The 17,994-nt window shown below is 34.8% G+C and carries 16 protein-coding genes; 15 read left to right on the top strand and 1 reads right to left on the bottom strand.

Features of this window, described 5'->3' with window-relative positions:
• The first annotated feature begins 124 nt into the window (after positions 1-124).
• The 12 genes from PHD84_01035 (at position 125) to PHD84_00980 (ending at position 13,656) form a co-directional block, all read left to right on the top strand.
• A complete protein-coding gene (locus PHD84_01035; protein MDD5636394.1) occupies positions 125-1,270 on the top strand; it encodes an FAD-binding oxidoreductase in 1,146 nt (381 codons plus the stop codon).
• 231 nt (positions 1,271-1,501) lie between these two features.
• Positions 1,502-2,650: a branched-chain amino acid ABC transporter substrate-binding protein gene (locus PHD84_01030; GenBank protein MDD5636393.1), complete on the top strand. Its 1,149-nt coding sequence runs from the start codon at positions 1,502-1,504 to the stop codon at positions 2,648-2,650.
• A gap of 33 nt (positions 2,651-2,683) precedes the next feature.
• Positions 2,684-3,595, top strand: a complete 912-nt coding sequence (locus PHD84_01025) for a branched-chain amino acid ABC transporter permease (GenBank protein ID MDD5636392.1) — start codon at positions 2,684-2,686, stop codon at positions 3,593-3,595.
• Between the two features lie 9 nt (positions 3,596-3,604).
• Positions 3,605-4,612, top strand: coding sequence for a branched-chain amino acid ABC transporter permease (locus tag PHD84_01020; protein MDD5636391.1), 1,008 nt, complete (start codon positions 3,605-3,607; stop codon positions 4,610-4,612).
• Positions 4,613-4,637: 25 nt separating this feature from the next.
• Positions 4,638-5,432, top strand: coding sequence for an ABC transporter ATP-binding protein (locus PHD84_01015; protein ID MDD5636390.1), 795 nt, complete (start codon positions 4,638-4,640; stop codon positions 5,430-5,432).
• Positions 5,432-6,181: an ABC transporter ATP-binding protein gene (locus PHD84_01010; GenBank protein MDD5636389.1), complete on the top strand. Its 750-nt coding sequence runs from the start codon at positions 5,432-5,434 to the stop codon at positions 6,179-6,181. The genes PHD84_01015 and PHD84_01010 overlap by 1 nt, the downstream gene beginning before the upstream one ends.
• 739 nt (positions 6,182-6,920) lie before the next feature.
• Positions 6,921-7,625 (top strand): phosphate signaling complex protein PhoU, encoded by a 705-nt coding sequence (phoU, locus tag PHD84_01005; protein ID MDD5636388.1) that lies wholly within the window; start codon positions 6,921-6,923, stop codon positions 7,623-7,625.
• 14 nt (positions 7,626-7,639) lie between these two features.
• Entirely contained in the window at positions 7,640-7,909 is a 270-nt protein-coding gene (locus PHD84_01000) for a YggT family protein (GenBank protein ID MDD5636387.1), read from the top strand.
• A gap of 62 nt (positions 7,910-7,971) precedes the next feature.
• On the top strand, positions 7,972-8,541 hold the full coding sequence (locus PHD84_00995) for a DivIVA domain-containing protein (GenBank protein ID MDD5636386.1): 570 nt from the start codon (positions 7,972-7,974) through the stop codon (positions 8,539-8,541).
• A gap of 550 nt (positions 8,542-9,091) precedes the next feature.
• The gene (ileS, locus tag PHD84_00990) at positions 9,092-11,899 is read left to right on the top strand and encodes an isoleucine--tRNA ligase (GenBank protein MDD5636385.1); all 2,808 of its coding nucleotides are present in this window, start codon (positions 9,092-9,094) and stop codon (positions 11,897-11,899) included.
• Between the two features lie 282 nt (positions 11,900-12,181).
• Complete coding sequence (lspA, locus tag PHD84_00985; protein MDD5636384.1) at positions 12,182-12,646, top strand: signal peptidase II; 465 nt, start codon at positions 12,182-12,184, stop codon at positions 12,644-12,646.
• Positions 12,647-12,708: 62 nt separating this feature from the next.
• Positions 12,709-13,656 carry an RluA family pseudouridine synthase gene (locus PHD84_00980; protein ID MDD5636383.1) on the top strand — a complete coding sequence of 316 codons (948 nt, stop codon included), beginning with the start codon at positions 12,709-12,711 and terminating at the stop codon, positions 13,654-13,656.
• On the opposite strand, the gene PHD84_00975 is transcribed toward PHD84_00980, so the two are convergent.
• On the bottom strand, positions 13,653-15,452 hold the full coding sequence (locus tag PHD84_00975; protein ID MDD5636382.1) for an NFACT RNA binding domain-containing protein: 1,800 nt from the start codon (positions 15,450-15,452) through the stop codon (positions 13,653-13,655). The two genes, PHD84_00980 and PHD84_00975, sit on opposite strands and share 4 nt — an antisense overlap.
• A 426-nt stretch (positions 15,453-15,878) precedes the next feature.
• Between PHD84_00975 and PHD84_00970 the strand changes: the two genes are divergently transcribed.
• From PHD84_00970 to gmk, 3 genes are read left to right on the top strand one after another with little or no spacing between them, the layout of a single operon-like run.
• Positions 15,879-16,757 (top strand): YicC family protein, encoded by an 879-nt coding sequence (locus PHD84_00970; protein MDD5636381.1) that lies wholly within the window; start codon positions 15,879-15,881, stop codon positions 16,755-16,757.
• Positions 16,758-16,771: 14 nt separating this feature from the next.
• Complete coding sequence (locus tag PHD84_00965; protein ID MDD5636380.1) at positions 16,772-17,032, top strand: DUF370 domain-containing protein; 261 nt, start codon at positions 16,772-16,774, stop codon at positions 17,030-17,032.
• A 16-nt stretch (positions 17,033-17,048) separates the two neighbouring features.
• Positions 17,049-17,633: a guanylate kinase gene (gene gmk, locus PHD84_00960; protein ID MDD5636379.1), complete on the top strand. Its 585-nt coding sequence runs from the start codon at positions 17,049-17,051 to the stop codon at positions 17,631-17,633.
• Positions 17,634-17,994 lie beyond the last annotated feature (361 nt).

Genomic DNA, 17,994 nt, shown 5'->3' with positions numbered 1-17,994 from the left:
TGCCGGAGAGTACTTCTCCAGGCTATAGCCCGATATCTGAACAAAAAAGTAGAGGAGATACCCCTTTCCACCTTCCGACCCCCTACCAAGCCTGTTCCCCTGGGGATACTGGCAGGAGGTCAGGATGAGTGATAGGGCTGATATTGTTATTATTGGTGGAGGAGTACAGGGTTGTAGTATTGCCTATAACCTGGCAAAAAAGGGACAGAAGAATATAGTTATTCTGGAAAAGGATACCGTAGCTAACGGGTCATCAGGAAGATGTGGCGCAGGATTCCGTCAGCAATTTGGTACAGAAATGAATTGCATTTTAGCCCGAGATAGTGTTAAAATATTTGAACAACTTAGTGATGAGCTGGGATATGATATTGAGCTAAATCAAAAAGGTTATCTTATTATTGCTTATACGGAAAAAGAGGTTAATCAGTTTCAGAAAAACATCCAGTTAGAGAATAGTCTCAATATTCCTGCCCGACTGATAACACCTGGTGAAGCAAAAGAAATAGTGCCAGCTTTAAATATCAAAGATATGCTGGCAGCTACTTACTGTCCAACTGATGGTAATGTTAATCCGTTATTAACTACATTTGCCTATGCTGAGGCTGCTCGAAGGTTAGGAGTAAAATTATATCAATTTACTGGAGCACAAAAAATAGTAACTAAAGGACAAAAGATTCATGCAGTTATAACTAATCAAGGGAGTATATTGACCGATACAGTAGTTAATGCAGCAGGAGGGTATGCCCGAGAAGTGGGCGAAATTGCCGGTATTAAAATACCAGTATATGCTCAAAGACATCAGATAATGGTTACTGAACCCATTGAGCCATTATGGGAACCAATGCTAATGTCTTTTTCTCGTAATTATTATTTTCAGCAACTTCCGCATGGCAGCATTATTGGAGGTTATGGTGATCCAGAGAATGAAATTATAGGTCATAACCTGGGAACTAGCTGGCAATTTGCTGTTAAAATGGCGAGGAAGATGATCAATTTAATTCCTGTTTTAAGTAGCGTGCGGGTAGTCAGACAATGGTCAGGTTCTTATACTATGAGTCCTGATTCACAGCCAATTCTAGGTGAACACCCACAATTAAAAGGGTATTATATGTCTGTAGGTTTTAGTGGTCATGGATTTATGCTTGCTCCTATTACCGGAAGGATGTTAGCAGCATATATTATGGAAGGCCGTACCTTGCTACCCATAGAAAAGTTAAGTATTACTCGATTTGAACGGGGAGAGTTAATCTTAGAACCATCAGTGGTGTGAATCATATATAAATTGAAGTTTGATGTAGCTATAAAAAATAACATAGTCAAAATTGTTATTTTCTGCTGAAAGTCTTAATATATGATGTGTGATTATCCTAAAATGAGACAACTATTAAGTCAAATCCAGATATTTTGTCTCAACTATTAAAATAGGAGGTGATGCTAACCTAAAGAATTAAGTGAAATTTGAGCTTATATCACTTTAGAAATAAGTTTAAAGGAGGAGATTATGAATAGAATGAAACATATTTTAACTATTGTGATGATTTTAAGCGTATGTTTTTCCATTAATGTTTTGGCGCAACAACCACCGGTAGTGATTGGATTACAGGGACCCCTTACCGGTGCCGAAGCCATTGAAGGAGAAATGGCTAAACAAAGTGTAGAGACTGCAGCTAAGATGGTTAACGAAAAAGGCGGTGTTTTAGGTGGTAGGATGATTAAGATTGAAGTAGTGGATGACGCCTGTCAACCGAGAGCAGGAGCATTGGCAGCTATGAAATTGGTTTCCATGAAGGAAGTAGTGGCAGCTATTGCTACTTATGGTTCTTCTGTAACGCAGCCTGCTTCAGATATTTATGAAAAATTTAAGAAGGTCAATATTGCCTATGGAGCAACTGTTACTCATTTATCAGAAAGAGGACTACAATATTTCTTCCGTACCTGTGGCAGAACAGATACACAAGGGATATTCTTTGCTGAGGAAGTGGTGCCTTATTTTAAAGCCAAAAGAGTGGCAATTATGCATGATAATACCTCCTTCGCTTTGGGTTTAGCAGAAGAGGCACGAAATGCTGCACTAGCAGTTGGTAATATTGATGTAGTTTACTTTGATGCTATTACTCCTGGAGAATCTGATTATACAGTTCCCTTAACCAAGTTGAGAGAAACAAATCCGGAAGTCTTTTATTTCACAGGATATTTCCCCGAAGCAGGTCTCATTATAAGACAGGCTAGAGAAATTGGTATTGATGCTGTCTTTGTAGGAGGAGATGCTGCCATTAATGAAGATTTCATAAGAATAGCAGGTTTAGAATACGCTGCCGGATGTTATATGACTCAGGAAGCCTTAATAGAATATTTCACCAATCCAGAAGCTATGGAATTTAAAGCCAAATATCAAGAGGCATATGGCAGCTTACCTTCCAGTCCTTGGCCTGTTTATGCTGCTGATGCTTTAATGGTGTTGGCAGAAGCAATTGATAAGAGCGGTTCTACCGATTCTGAGGCATTGGTGAATTACTTGAAGAATGAAATGACAGAATTCCCCAGCATTACCGGACCAATCGGATTTGACGAAAAAGGCGATCGAGTTGGCACCGGAATCAATCTCTATGTTGTTAATACTGACGGAAACTACTCAATAGTGAAAATATAATGAATCATTTTTTTGAGGTAGAAGGTTTGCTCTATGAAAATAATTATTGAACAGCTATTAAATGGATTAACCATTGGATCATTTTATTCCTTGATTGCTATGGGCTATTCAATGGTTTATGGAGTGATGAAATTAATTAATTTTGCCCATGGTGATTTCTTTACCTTTGGTTCCTATTTGGGATACACTTTATTAGTAATGGGGATATCCTATGTTACTTCTACCTTAGGCGTATGGGGCGGTATGATTGCGGCTATGTTAATAGCCGCAATCGGAACCGGTATTTTAGGTATAGTGGTGGAAAGAATTGCCTATCGCCCCATATACCCAGCTGGCAGATTACCAGCAGTGGTATCGGCCTTAGGTGCCTCAATTTTTATTCAAAATGCCATTATGGTTATTTGGGGGCCACGTCCACAGGCTTATACCTCTGAGGTTATTCCAGGATACATATTAAATATTGCTGGTTTTAGAATTAATATATTACAAATAATTATTTTGCTTCTCTCTTTTCTGTTAATGGGAATTCTATATTATATTGTTCAAAAAACCACCTTTGGTGCTGCTATCAGAGCTTCAGCCTTAGACAGGGAGACGGCTGCTTTAATGGGTATAAACATTAATTTAATCATCTTTTTTATCTTTGCCCTTGGCCCTGCTTTAGGAGGAACTGCTGGTGTAATGGTAGGTATGTATTATCGCAAGATTAGTTTTATTATGGGTTGGAATTTTGGTTTAAAAGCTTTTACTGCTACAATTTTAGGTGGTATTGGCAATATTCCTGGAGCAATGATTGGGGGATTAATTCTAGGGGTACTGGAAATGCTTGGTTCAACTTATGTTTCAACCGCTTATAAAGATGTATTTGTTTTTTTAGTCTTAATATTGGTATTAATCTTTAGGCCAACCGGTATTCTTGGTGAAAAAATTGCTGAGAAGGTGTAGGTACCATATATGATGGCAAAAAGTGTAAATAGTCAGGTAAATAAGTTTAATATAAAGAGTAATTGGATTGTTATTATAGTAATAATATCATTTCTTTTATTTCCCCTGGTGATAAAAAATGATTATATTATTGATGTAGCCTTTTTCTTTGGAATTTATACCTTATTAGGTCTTAGTTTAAATATTGTTTTGGGAGAGGTAGGTTTGTTTGATTTAGGGCATATGGGCTTTGCTGCTATTGGAGCATATACTACCGCTATCTTAAATACCAGTTTTGGAATCCCGGTATTGCTATTATTACCAATTAGTGCTATTACTGCCGCGATTTTTGCTTATCTGGTCTGTTCTCCCATCATTCATTTAAGGGGGGATTATTTATGTATTGTTACTATAGGCATGGGAGAAATTATTCGATTAACCTTGCTTAATAATCCCTTTGGCTTAACCGGTGGTCCAAATGGTGTTTTCGGAATTTGTTTTCCAGCCATAGGTAGCTGGTTGATAATAGATAATTGTCTGAAGTTTTATTATTATGTTTGGATTGTAGTTGGACTCAGTGTTGTGGCTTTAATTAGACTGCAGAATTCTAGAATCGGCAGAGCATGGAATTATGTTCGAGAAGATGTAATTGCAGCAGAGGCATCTGGAATTGATGTTAGAAATTACAAATTATTAGCTTTTGTACTAGGTGCTGCTTTAGCAGGAGTAGCCGGGAGTATTTATGCCACCAAACTAATGATTGTTTCCCCAGAGAGTTTTACCTTTATGGAATCATGTTTGTTATTTTGCATAGTGTTAATAGGCGGGATGGGTTCCATTCCAGGTATATTTATTGGGGCAGCTGCCATTTCTCTTTTCCCTGAGATATTTCAAGCCTTTGCTCAATATCGTATGCTTTTCTTTGGAGCAGTAATGATTATAATGATGATGTTTAGGCCTGGAGGCGTGTGGCCTAGACAGAGGGGAAGAATTCAAACTACATCAATTTTAATAGGAGCTGACCAGAGTGAATTATAATATAAAGATATGGGAAAGGTAAAAGATGACGGGAAAAAATGATATTATACTGGAAACAAAGAAACTAACAAAACGTTTCGGTGGACTTATTGCTGTGAACCAGTTTGATTTAAAAGTCATTAAAGGTAAAATCAGCAGTATAATTGGTCCGAATGGTGCTGGTAAAACCACAGTATTTAATGTAATTACCGGTATTTATCAACCGGATGGTGGTGAATATTTCTTTAAAGGGGAAAGATTGTTTGGGCTCAAACCCCATCAAATATTATTCAAAGGCATTGCCCGTACTTTCCAAAATATCAGGCTGTTTCCAAATATGACCTGTCTGGAGAATGTTATGGCTGGTCAGCATGCCAGAAGTAGTTCAGGAATGTGGCACTCTATTTTTAGAACAACATCTCAGCTTAAAGAAGAACGGAGAATAATGGAAATTGCTGAGAATAGGTTAGAGCAGGTGGGTTTATCTAATCATAAACATGAACTGGCTAAGAATATTGCCTATGGTAACCAGAGAATGTTAGAGATTGCTCGAGCTCTAGCAAGTGATCCTGATTTATTAATATTAGATGAACCAAGTAGTGGTCTTAATGATAAAGAAACTGAAGATCTTATGAGTTTTTTAGATAATCTACTCAGAGATAATTTAACAATTTTGTTAATAGAACATGATATGAATGTAGTTATGGGGATTTCTGATTTGGTAACGGTAATGGATGAAGGTAAAAAAATTGCCGAAGGTAAGCCGGAAGAAATTTATAATAATCCCATTGTTATTGAAGCTTATTTAGGAAAAGAGGAAGAGGAGGAAGGCTATTCCTGATGGATAATCTATTGAAAATTGAAAACCTTCATATTAATTATGGTTCCATTAAAGCGCTGAAAGGGATTTCCCTGGAGGTTAATCCGGGTGAGATTGTTACGGTTTTAGGAGCAAATGGTGCGGGTAAAAGCACATTATTAAGAGCCATATCCGGTTTAATACCTATTCACAAAGGGGAGATGTCTTTTATTAATAAATCATTAAAAAACACTGAAGCCTACCGCATTGTTATTGATGGAATTTCACATGTTCCGGAAGGCAGAAGGGTATTTGCTACCCTCTCTGTAGAAGAAAATTTAAATTTAGGAGCCTTTAACCGCCGAAGCAATCGACAACTTGTTTTAGAACGAAAAGAAAGGGTTTACAATCTCTTTCCCATTCTGAAACAGAGGAAAAATCAGTTAGCCGGTACTCTGTCTGGAGGAGAACAGCAGATGCTGGCAATTGGTAGGGGATTAATGAGTGATCCTAAACTTCTGCTTTTAGATGAACCTTCTCTGGGTTTAGCTCCTATATTGGTAAAGCAGATCTTTAAGATTATTAGAGAGATAAATGAACAAGGAGTTGCTATTCTATTGGTGGAGCAGAATGCCCGGAAAGCCCTGGCCATTTCTCACCGAGGTTATGTACTGGAAACCGGGAATATTACCATAAGTGGTTCTAGCTCAGAACTAAAGAATAACAAAAAAGTTCAGGAAGCCTATCTTGGTGGAGCGGCATTACAAAGAAATAAGAATAGAATAAGCTAAAGTTGTCAAAATAACCGATAAGGAAATGAGAACCTAAAACCATTGACAAAAGGTTACAGAGAAAAATAAGAAGCTGATTAAGTCATTGGTTTTCTTTATTTGTCATAACCTATTCCCTACCTATTCCCTTCAGAGAGAGTATATTGTGAGAAGAAATAATTTTTTATAGCATAACTTTTATGTGAAAATAACTGTATGAGATTGCTAAGCACTGCCTAAGCAGTGCTCGCAAGGACCTTGAAGTTTATAGTGAAAGGTTTTTGGCTTTTGGTTAATCTTCTTTGGGCTATAACACTTACCTATGATTCACCCAATACGCATGACTCATAACCAAATGATCATTATAAGGGTTTTTCCTTTTCAGTCATTATAAGGAGCAAAGCATTGAGGTAATCTCATCCACCTTTACCCAAGGAATTTAAACCGAAAACTTTAAACCATTTTCTCTAAGAACCAAATACCAGATAATAAATACTAGCTACCAACTACTGACGACCAAATTGATAGTATACAATATACTTAGTACGGTATACTATATCTATGTAATGAGCTACGCACCACGGTATACTATATACTAATTAAAGGAGTTCTAAAGGGGAAGGATTCCCCTTGAATATACTATTGATTTAAATTAATTGAAAAAAGGATTCTTTTTTGTTATAGTATATGCAAGTTCTAATTTTATATAGTTGAATGATGTCAATTAGAAGTTAGATACAATTACAGAAAGAAAAGTGATATGAATAAAAATAATAATGAAGATAAAGAATTGATAACATTATTTAATGGTGAATTGTCAGAGTTACGGGATAGTTTAAGAGAAATATTCGGCTTAGTATTGAATTCCTTAGAATACTCCATACAATCATTGATTAACCAAGACCAGCAACTGGCACAGCGGGTAATTGATAGTGATGAAAAGATTGATCAGATGGAGCTGGATATTGAAGAACAATGCCTACAATTAATTGCTTTAAAACACCCAGTATCTAAAAAATTACGTGTTATAACCTGTGGAATGAAAGCAATTTCTGAATTAGAGAGAGTTGGTGATAGAGCAGTAAATATTGCAGTAGCAAGCCAGTATCTGTCCTCAAAACCATTGGTCAAACCCTTAATTGATATTCCCAGGATGGCAGAAATAACGCAAAGTATGCTCAAAGATAGTCTTGATGCCTATTTGAGTGGGAAGGTTGATTTAGCGAAATCGGTCTGGGATCAGGATAGGTTGGTAGATCAGTTAAATCAGCAGATTTTTCGAGAGTTGCTTACTTTTATGCTAGAAGATCCTCATACCATCAGCAGGGGAATTCACCTTATTTTTATTTCCGATAATCTAGAAAGAATAGGTGATCATGCTACTAATTTAGCAGAGAGAGTGGTATATATTGTTAACGGGGAAAGAATGAAACAAAGAATAACACCTCAGGAAGAGATGGACTGAATAAAGAAGAGAAGATGGTATTTATTATTAATATAATTAATTATTTATTTAGAATATATAGTTACATTATTTTAGCCAGAATATTTTTATCCTGGGTACAGATTGATCATACCAATCCCATTGTCCGATTTATCTATAAAGTTACTGAGCCGATTTTGGCTCCTTTTCGTATAGTAATATCATTGGGTGGAATGGGGATTGATTTATCACCTATTATTGTCTTTTTTTTGCTTAATTTACTCAGGACATCTTTGATAAGACTTATTGTAAATTTATATTATTAATAAGTTAAATGGCAGAATATAAGAGATAAAAAAATAGACTGCAAAGAGAAGGAGGGTAATTGATGAGAATTACTCCAATGGACATTGAACAACAACAGTTTGGTAGGTCTTTTAGAGGATATAACGAGGAAGAGGTTGATAATTTTTTAGATAGGATTGCTAAAGACTATGAAGAAGTACTAAATGAGAATATTAAGAATAAGGAAGAAATAGAAAAACTACAAGCCAGGTTAGAAGAATATTCTAGAATGGAGGAGACTTTGAGGAGTGCTTTAATTAATGCCCAGCAGAGTGCCTCCAGTATTAAAGAAAGTGTGCAAAAAGAGTCTCAAGCTATAATAGATAGTGCTAAAATTGAAGCTGAGAAAATCAAACAAAGGGCTAAGCAGGAAATATTAGATATAAACAATGAAATTGTAGCTTTAAAGAAGAAAAAGTTTATTATTTTAGAGGAACTGAAAAACACCTTAAAACTGCATATGCGTATGCTTGAGGAAGAGATTCCGGAAGAGGCAGAGAGGGAAATAGGTTCCAGCTATATTCAGGATAAATCTATTGAAAATCTGAAAATGAAATTGTATCCTGAACAAGATCGGGGTATCGAAGATATTCAGAATAAGAATATTGATTAGATAAAAAAGGATGCCCATAAAATATTAACCTTTTAGTAAATAATTATTATAATTATTAACAATATTTTAATTATATAAAAATTAATTATAAATTCAAAAATATAATAATTAAGGGATAATGGTAAAATCTTTGTGATCTTTGTTTTAGCAAACAATGAAATTGAGGAAGAGTAGGTTATAAAAATACCCAAAATCACCTCTCAAATTTTGACTGAAAGGATAATAATAAGTCAAGACGGTTGCACCGTTAAAGCAAGTGATGGATGAATGCTTAGCATTCTTCCTAGAAAGTATTATAGTTTCATTTACATCAGTTTAATCTTTAATTTAATTTTTTTGATTATAGGTCTTTACGGTTATTCATGAAACTATAGGTAAAAATTAAGGTGGTACCGCAGGAAGTATTAACCTCTTGCCCTTTACCGGCAAGGGGTTTTTATTTTATATCTGAAGATTAGTATCTAAAATGATAAATATATGATGAATTTTTTTAAAATTATATTATGAAATTAAATTAATTTCTAATCTTATGAGGAAAAGGGAGTTATTTATGGATTTTAAAACAACACTTAATTTACCAAAAACTGATTTTTCAATGAAAGCTAATTTACCAAAAGAAGAGCCAAAAATGCTTAAATTTTGGCAAGATATAGAGCTAAATAAAAAATTGTTAGTCAAGTATCGTGATAGGAGAAAATTTATCTTACATGATGGACCACCTTATGCCAATGGGAATATTCATATAGGGACTGCTTATAATAAGATACTGAAAGACATTATACCTAAATTTAAATGGATGAGAGGATTTAATGCCTATTATGTTCCAGGTTGGGATACACATGGTATGCCTATTGAGCATAAAGTAAGTCAGGATCTCAAGGTAACAATAAACGACATCGATCCGGTGGCATTAAGAGGAAAATGTCAGGAGTATGCCAAAAAGTATATCAATATTCAAAGGGAAGAATTTAAGAGATTAGGAGTCATTGCTGATTGGGAAAATCCTTACTTGACCTTTTTACCCGAGTATGAGGCTATCCAGATTGATGTATTTGGAAAAATGTATGAACGTGGTTATATTTACAAAGGATTAAAAGCAGTCTACTGGTGTTCTTCCTGTGAAACCGCCCTAGCTGCCGCTGAAATTGAGTATAGCGATGAAGTAAGTGATTCTATTTATGTTAAATTTGAAGTTATAGATGATTTAAGCTCAATATTTCCAGAAGCAAAAAAAGGAGAAACTTATGTGGTAATCTGGACTACTACACCATGGACTATCCCAGGTAACTTTGCTATTACCTTTAATCCTGATTTAAAATATAGTTTGGTAAAGACAGAACATGGTTATTTGATTCTTGCTACTGGTTTGATAGAAAAAGTAATGAAAGAAATAGGCTTAACTAACTATAAGATTTTAAGTGAGCAACCTGGTAGTATTTTTGAAGGTATTAAATGTAGACATCCATTACTGGAAAGAGACTCTGTTATTATATTGGGAAAGCATGTTAACTTGGAGGAAGGTACTGGATGTGTACACACAGCACCCGGACACGGACAGGAAGACTATGAGATTGGTATAAAATATGAGCTTCCTGTGATTTCAGTATTGGATAGCAAGGGTAGGCTTAACGAAAATGCCGGACCTTTTAATGGGCTTGATTATCGAGAAGGAAATAAAAAAATAATTACAGCCTTACGAGAGAAGGGATATCTATTAGGAGCAGGAAAAATAAAGCATTCTTATCCCCATTGCTGGCGATGTAAGAATCCAATTCTGTTTCGAGCCACAGAACAGTGGTTTGTTTCTGTTGATAAATTTAGGGAACAATCACTAAGAGCTATTGATGAGGTTCAATGGATTCCCAGCTGGGGAAAAGAAAAAATATATGGCATGGTCGAAGAAAGAACTGATTGGTGCATTTCCCGTCAGCGAGTATGGGGTGTCCCCATACCGGCTTTTTATTGCCAGAAATGTAAAGAGATTGTTATTACTCCCGAAACTATTCATGCGGTAAAAGAATTGTTTAAAGAAAAAGGGTCGAATTCCTGGTTTGAGATGAGTGCCGAAGAGATTCTCCCCAGGGGATTTCAGTGTCCCCATTGTCAGGGAACTAAATTTGAGAAAGAAAAAGACATTATGGATGTCTGGTTTGATTCTGGCTGCAGCCATGCAGCAGTACTGATGAATAGAAAACAGCTGCACTGGCCTTGTGAATTATATCTGGAAGGTTCTGATCAGCATCGGGGATGGTTTCAAACCTCACTCTTGACAGCTGTAGCAGCCTTTGATCAGGCTCCTTATAAATCAGTTTTAACACATGGATTTACCGTTGATGAGGAAGGCAGGAAGATGTCTAAATCCCTCGGTAATGTTATTCCCCCTCAGGAGGTTATTGACCAGTATGGAGCAGATATCTTAAGACTCTGGGTAGCCTCTTCTGATTATAAAAAGGATATCAGGATTTCCAGGAAAATATTACAACAACTGGTAGAGATTTACCGAAAAATAAGAAATACTTCCCGCTTTATTCTGGGAAATTTATATGATTTTATTCTTGAACAACATTCAGTTACTTATAAACAGTTGGAAGAAATCGATAAGCTTATCTTAAGCCAGTTCCAGAATTTAATAAAGAAAACTACCGAAAATTATGACCAATATGAGTTTCATTCTTTCTATCATGATATTCATAATTTCTGTACTTTAAATTTAAGTTCCTTCTATTTGGATATTATTAAAGATAGGATCTATGTTTTAAATTGCGATTCGATATCTCGCAGAGCTGCTCAGACGGTTTTATATAAAATAATAGATGCTTTAAGCCGATTGATTGCCCCAGTATTAAGCTTTACAGCTGAAGAAATCTGGCAATCTTTGAACCAGATTGCCAAGCAGGAAGAGAGCGTTTTCTTGGCTAATTGGCCTGAAATCGATCCAGGATTGGTACAAATAGAACTGGAACAGAAATGGGATAAGCTACTGGCAGTAAGAAAGGATGCTTTAAAAGCTCTGGAAATCCGGAGAAAGGATGGTCTTATCGGTAATTCACTGCAAGCACAGGTTGATCTTTATGCTGGGAGTAAATCCCTGTATGATTATTTAATTCAGTTTGATGGTAAACTGGAAATGTTATTTATTGTTTCAAAGGTAAATTTATACTTTTTTAAAGAGCAAATTTCTGAAGAAAATGTTTTTACAGGAGAAGAAATTCCAGAACTTTCTGTAGTTGTAAGAGTAGCCCCCGGCCAAAAATGTGAAAGATGTTGGTGTTATTCTGAAACAGTAGGATCGGATAGTCGTTATCCCAATATCTGTCAGAGATGTGTATCAGTATTAGAAAAAGAAAATGATAGTTGATTTTCAGAAAGAGTGTTAAGTTACTACAAAAGCATTAATTCTCAGGATACTGAAACAAAAATATTACAGTAATATATACTGTAATAACATAAAAGATAAAATAAAAAAAATAATTACATGGTAAGATTTACTAAATGTCAAATACCAGATACTAGCTACTAAAATGGTCAAAGCACTTTACACCACTTGGTACGCTATACGGTATACTATGTACTATATACTAATAAAGGGGTTCTCAAGGGGAAAGATTCCCCTTGAATATCCTGTATTACTGGAGATCCAATGCGTTTTGTTATAGGAGTATTACTGGTAATCATTGCTGACCAGGCCAGTAAAATATGGATATCGAGTAATTTGGAATTGGGGGAATCTATTCCCATCATAAATAAGATATTTCATTTCACTTATATTCAGAATCCAGGATCGGCTTTTGGCCTGTTAAGGTTTAGCAATACAACTTTTATCGTTATTGGTTTGCTAATTATTCTCCTAGGAATTATTTTCTTATCAAAGATAGCTCGACATAGTAGGTTAATATTTTTCTCATTTATTTTGATTTTAGGAGGTTCCCTGGGTAATCTAATAGATCGTTTAAGAATTGGAAGTGTAATTGATTTTTTAGATTTCAGAATATGGCCTATCTTTAATGTTGCTGATTCGGCTATTAATATTGGATTCTTTTTTCTGATAATTCATTTTTTATTCCAGCCGGAAGGTGCAAGAGATGATAATAATCTGGAAGAATGAAACACATTTTCCGATAAGCAAATTACCCAATGAGGATATTTACCTGTTTCGAGGTTGCTAAAATGAACGAGATTGATTTCCCAAAAATCACTGGTAAACTTCAGTATTTAGAGCAGGAAAAGATTAGAGTGGATTCTTTTTTAGCCAAGGAAGAAGTTGCCAATTTATCAAGAAACAGAATTAAAGAATTAATTAATTTTGGTCATATTACCGTAAATAACAGGAGGGTAAAGCCAAGCTATGTTTTAAAATCAGGAGATACCATCTGCTTTGCCATACCTGATATTCAGGAATTATCATTAAAAGCCGAAGATATTCCTCTTAACACCTATTATGAAGATGAGCATTTAATGGTCATCGATAAGGATGCTGGTATGATTGTTCATCCCACTGGAAAGGTAAACAAAGGTACCTTGGTCAATGCTCTTCTCTTTCATTGCCGACGACAGCTTTCGGGTATAGGCGGAGTTAATCGACCTGGAATTGTTCACCGGTTGGATAAAGAGACGTCGGGTTTAATGATGATTGCTAAAACAGAACAAGCACATCATCAGTTAAGTGAACAGATTAAAGAAAGGAAAGTAGTAAAAAGGTATATCACTCTGGTACATGGAGCGGTAAAGGATGAGAAAGGTTATATTGAAGCTTCCATTGGGAGAGATCCCAAACATGGGAATAAGATGGCAATTACTGCTATAGGTGGTCGAGAAGCCAGGACTTATTTTCAGGTTATCAAACATTTTGCTTCTTTTACCCTGTTATTAATCAGATTATATACTGGTCGTACTCATCAGATAAGAGTTCATTTGCATTATCTGGGACATCCAGTGGTTGGTGACAAGGTTTATGGTTTTGGTAAAAAAAATAATTCCTTGATAGTGATTGAAAGGCAGGCTTTACATGCCCATTTTTTACAATTCCAGCATCCGATTAATCATCAGATATTAACCTTTACCTCACCCTTGCCAGATGATTTTCTGACACAATTAAAAGTACTTTCTACTCTTTAAGTTATTATCATCTTATTTATATCTTTCTGTATTTCCTCATAATCAATGAGAACCGGTATACTCTTTTCCTGAGAGTAAACTACCTTACCAATTTTACTATTTTTTGGTTTTTTGACATATTTTCTTAAGGTATATATTATTGGAGCTGTCTCATGATTTTTCACTCTACTATAATATCCGGTTAATCGGGCAGCAAAGGTTAGTGTATCAGGAGGAGGGGATGATAAATTCTGGTGGTTTTTTATTATAACATGGGCACCGGATTTAAGCTGATGGTGCAACCAGAAATCATTGCCGTTGGAAAGATGCCTTAGGATATATTCATTTTGCTGACTATTCTTTCCCACCAATATAGTCCAACCGTTAGCAGAAAGAAATTTTAGAATAGAAGGGATTCTTCTTACCGAATTCTTATTCCCGATTCTTCCCCCCCCTTTAATATAATTTAACTGCACTAATTTCTGATAGAGAGCGGTTAATTTGCTGAGAGAATTATTACTTTCCGATAATTTTAAATAAATTTCATTTAATTGCTTCAAAGATTCTTGATTCTCCAATAGTTGTTTTTTTATTCTTACTCTATTCACGGTTAATTTTTTGTATCTCTGGAAAAAATGACGGGCATTTTGTAGTGGTGATAAGTTAGTATTTAATTCAATATCAACCCTGGGATGGCCAGGTTCAGTATAATCTATAAGGGTAACCTGATGAATGCGGTATTTTATATTCCATAAATTCGCTTTAATTAATTCTCCTTTCTTTTTATATTGTTCGCAATCCTCTATCTCTTTATTTTTTCTCTTTAAAAATTTATTTTTTTCTTCTAATTTTTCCCGGTTTTTATTCAGGATTTTACTTATTATTTGATGCAATTCCTGCTTCTTTTCCTCTTTGCTAATCTGGCAATAAAAAGATTCAAGGCAAGCCGAAACCTGATTAAAAGATAAATATTCTATTTCCGGTGATCCTATGGGTGAAAGTAAAGAATAGTCGATTACCTTACCACTATTTCTATCAATTAACAACAGTGGTGTTATGTTGTGCTGAATAATTTTCTCTCTAAAGTTACAGAATGTTTCCCAAAGGTTAATTAGTTGTTCTGATTGAAGTTCAGAGACTGGTTGTTCAGCAGGAAAGTTCAAGAAAGAAACTATCTCTCTAGCACTTTTTTGGCTTATGCCTTGGAAATTATAGCCTAAAAGTTGCCACCAATAATCTGGTTGAGATGAAGCACTGTTTCTGCGGAAAATATTCAGGAACTGTTCTTTACTTACAGTCAGAGGATTCAATTTATCTTGTGCGGGAGGGGATTTATATGGAATTCCTGGTTTAATCTCCCGGTACCTATTCAGTTCAGAGCCAACTTGTTTTAGTGCAGTTTTGATAAAACCATTTTCATCAATTAGGATGGCATTACTATGTTTACCCATAAATTCAATTATTAGATTATATTCTACTGAGGGTCCAAATTTATGATAGGATTGGATGGTAAGTTTGATAATACGGTCAAAGCCTACCTGCTCTATATTTGATAGCTTACCTCCCTGAAGTTGACTTTTTAATTGTTTGGCAAATATTGAGCTAACATTATCTTCTGGCGGAATAATCTCGCTTATGAAGAAAGTCATTTTATCCGGTTTCAGAGAAAAGAATATTCTATGGTCACCTTTTTTATTTTTTAGAACCAGCAATATTCCATATTGTTCGATTTGGTGGAGGTCAACAATCCTGGCTGGAATTATCTGTTTATTAATTTCATAAGCTACCAGTGATAAAGCAATGCTATCCAGTATCATTTTCTCTCCTCTTATCTTTAAAATATTAGATAAAAAATAGTAATGATTACAGGTCATTTATAATATATTTATTACTACTGGTCAAGACATTTCTATTTAATAGTATCGGAATTTTTAAAAATTCCGATTTCATAGAGTACTCTTTTTTAAATAAAGAACAATTTATGATAAATTAAATTTTAAGTATAGAGCATATAATAATCATAATTACTTTGCCTTGAATATCCTGAGGTTTAATGGCTGGCAAATGGTTTTCCATTTCCTGTTCATAGTTTATAGTTGAAGAAAAGGGTATCGATGTAATAAATCCTTATTTTACCCTATAACTAATAACTATAAGCTCCAGGATTAATTTTATATATTTGACAGAGTCAGGGGAATTTCCTAAAATGATTTTAAAATACGAGGAAGAGAAAGGAGAAATCTTTGGTAAAAAGTATGACCGGCTTTGGAATGAATGAAGCTGAGGTTAATGGTATTACTTCTATAACAGAGATAAAAACAGTAAATAATCGCTATTGCGATATCAAAGTCAAGATGCCTCCTATCCAATCATTGGATATTCTGCAAAGAATAGAGAACATTATTCAACAGAGAATAAATAGGGGAACTGTTAGTGTTTTTATTAAAGTTGATGATGGTAATGATCGGATTAGCCAGATTAAATTAAATGAAGATTTACTGAAGTCCTATTTACAATCATTACATAGATTAAAAGAGATTGCCCAAATAGAGGAGGAAATTAATCTGGATTCATTGCTCAGATATAAAGAAATATTTGAATTTATTAAAAAAGAGGAAGAGGAAGGGAAATGGGAATCAATAAAAGTTTCTCTAAATAGAGCTCTGGATTCTTTGGTGCAGAGTAGGGAGGAGGAAGGCAACAGATTAATGAAAGATATTCTAAAAGGAGTTACCCTCATGAAAAAAATAGTGCAAGAGATAGAAGAGGAAAAAGTCGAATGTCTTAAGGAATTTCAGGAGAAGTTAAAAGAAAGAATAAAGCAGCTAACACAGACTATTTCACTGGACGAGGGAAGGAGTGAAATGGAAGTGGCATTTTTAGTGCAAAGGAGTGACATTACTGAGGAGATAACCAGATTAAAAAGCCATATCAATCAGCTAAAGAGAATTGCCAAAAATAGAAAGCCTATAGGGAAGAAGCTGGAGTTTTATACCCAGGAGATGGGCAGGGAAATAAATACTATAGGTGCTAAATCTGTTACTCAGAGCATATCTGAAAAAGTTATTAGACTAAAGGAAGAGTTAGAAAAGATTAAAGAACAATCAAGAAATATTGAATAAATTAGGAGTATTTTATGAATCAATTTATGATGAATATTGGATTTGGAAATTTTGTAAATTTAGAAAGAGTAATATCTATCTTGGACCCTGATTCAGCACCTATGAAAAGATTAAGAGAAGAGGCAAAACAATCTAAAAAATTAGTGAACGCTACCTATGGGAGGAGAACCAGGTCTATTATCATCACTGATAGTAATCACATTATTTTATCTGCCTTACAACCAGAGACAGTCATTAATCGTCTAAATAGTTATCAGAAGAGAGAAAATGATTAGTAGATAGGTGAATTAAATGGAGAAATATAGGGGTCATCTATTTGTTATTTCTGGTCCATCAGGAGTGGGCAAGGGTACTCTCAGAAAAAAATTATTTGAACACGTTCCAGATTTACAATACTCAGTTTCGGTAACTACTAGAAAGCCAAGAAGGGAAGAACGGGAAGGGATTGATTATTTTTTTGTAGATGAGGAAACTTTTAGAAGATATATCCAGGAGAATAGATTTGCTGAGTGGGCAAAGGTTCATGGAGATTGCAAAGGTACTTTATTAAGCACTATTAATAAAACACTTGTTGAAGGCAAAGATCTGCTGCTGGAGATTGACGTTCAGGGAGCATTACAGATAAAAAATAAATATCCGGAAGGAATATTTATTTTTATTGCACCACCTTCCTGGGATAAATTGGAAAATCGGTTAAGGGGAAGAAGTACAGAGGATGAGGAAAATCTAAAAAAAAGGCTAAATGATGCCCATTATGAGATGGAATATATTAGATATTACGATTATATAATTGTTAATAATCAACTAGGGAAAGCCTTAGAGGAACTGAAGGCTATTATTGTTAGTGAAAGATGCAGGATCAGAGAAAATAAATAAAAGTTGTAACTGTCTAAGGAAGTTTCTGCTATAATTACTATTACGAGGAGCAAGGCGACGAAGCAATGACCTTGAAGTTTATGGTTAAAGGTTTTTAGTTTTTGGTTAAACTTCTATTTGGGTATTACACTTACTTATGATTTTCGCAATACGTATGACTCATAACGAAATTGTAATTATAAGGAGTATTTTTCTTTTTCTGTAATTACAGGAGCAAAGTGATAAAGCAATCTCATTTATTTTACCTGAGGAGATTTGAACTAAAAACTTTAAACTAATTTACTCTAAGAACCCAATGCTGTACCCAAATACTAGCTACCAACTACTGATGGCTAAATTAATGGTATACTAAATACTGTAC

Source organism: Atribacterota bacterium (assembly GCA_028717805.1).
GTDB lineage: Bacteria > Atribacterota > Phoenicimicrobiia > Phoenicimicrobiales > Stramentimicrobiaceae > Stramentimicrobium.
Note: the sequence above shows the minus strand (reverse complement) of the source record. Positions and strands in the feature narration are given on the sequence as shown.

Bases quoted from the DNA above. Each gene is read 5' to 3' on its own strand.
- PHD84_01035 (MDD5636394.1), top strand. From the start codon at position 125: ATGAGTGATAGGGCTGATATTGTTATTATTGGTGGAGGAGTACAGGGT.
- PHD84_01030 (MDD5636393.1), top strand. From the start codon at position 1,502: ATGAATAGAATGAAACATATTTTAACTATTGTGATGATTTTAAGCGTA.
- PHD84_01025 (MDD5636392.1), top strand. From the start codon at position 2,684: ATGAAAATAATTATTGAACAGCTATTAAATGGATTAACCATTGGATCA.
- PHD84_01020 (MDD5636391.1), top strand. From the start codon at position 3,605: ATGATGGCAAAAAGTGTAAATAGTCAGGTAAATAAGTTTAATATAAAG.
- PHD84_01015 (MDD5636390.1), top strand. From the start codon at position 4,638: ATGACGGGAAAAAATGATATTATACTGGAAACAAAGAAACTAACAAAA.
- PHD84_01010 (MDD5636389.1), top strand. From the start codon at position 5,432: ATGGATAATCTATTGAAAATTGAAAACCTTCATATTAATTATGGTTCC.
- phoU (MDD5636388.1), top strand. From the start codon at position 6,921: ATGAATAAAAATAATAATGAAGATAAAGAATTGATAACATTATTTAAT.
- PHD84_01000 (MDD5636387.1), top strand. From the start codon at position 7,640: ATGGTATTTATTATTAATATAATTAATTATTTATTTAGAATATATAGT.
- PHD84_00995 (MDD5636386.1), top strand. From the start codon at position 7,972: ATGAGAATTACTCCAATGGACATTGAACAACAACAGTTTGGTAGGTCT.
- ileS (MDD5636385.1), top strand. From the start codon at position 9,092: ATGGATTTTAAAACAACACTTAATTTACCAAAAACTGATTTTTCAATG.
- lspA (MDD5636384.1), top strand. From the start codon at position 12,182: ATGCGTTTTGTTATAGGAGTATTACTGGTAATCATTGCTGACCAGGCC.
- PHD84_00980 (MDD5636383.1), top strand. From the start codon at position 12,709: ATGAACGAGATTGATTTCCCAAAAATCACTGGTAAACTTCAGTATTTA.
- PHD84_00975 (MDD5636382.1), bottom strand. From the start codon at position 15,452: ATGATACTGGATAGCATTGCTTTATCACTGGTAGCTTATGAAATTAAT.
- PHD84_00965 (MDD5636380.1), top strand. From the start codon at position 16,772: ATGAATCAATTTATGATGAATATTGGATTTGGAAATTTTGTAAATTTA.
- gmk (MDD5636379.1), top strand. From the start codon at position 17,049: ATGGAGAAATATAGGGGTCATCTATTTGTTATTTCTGGTCCATCAGGA.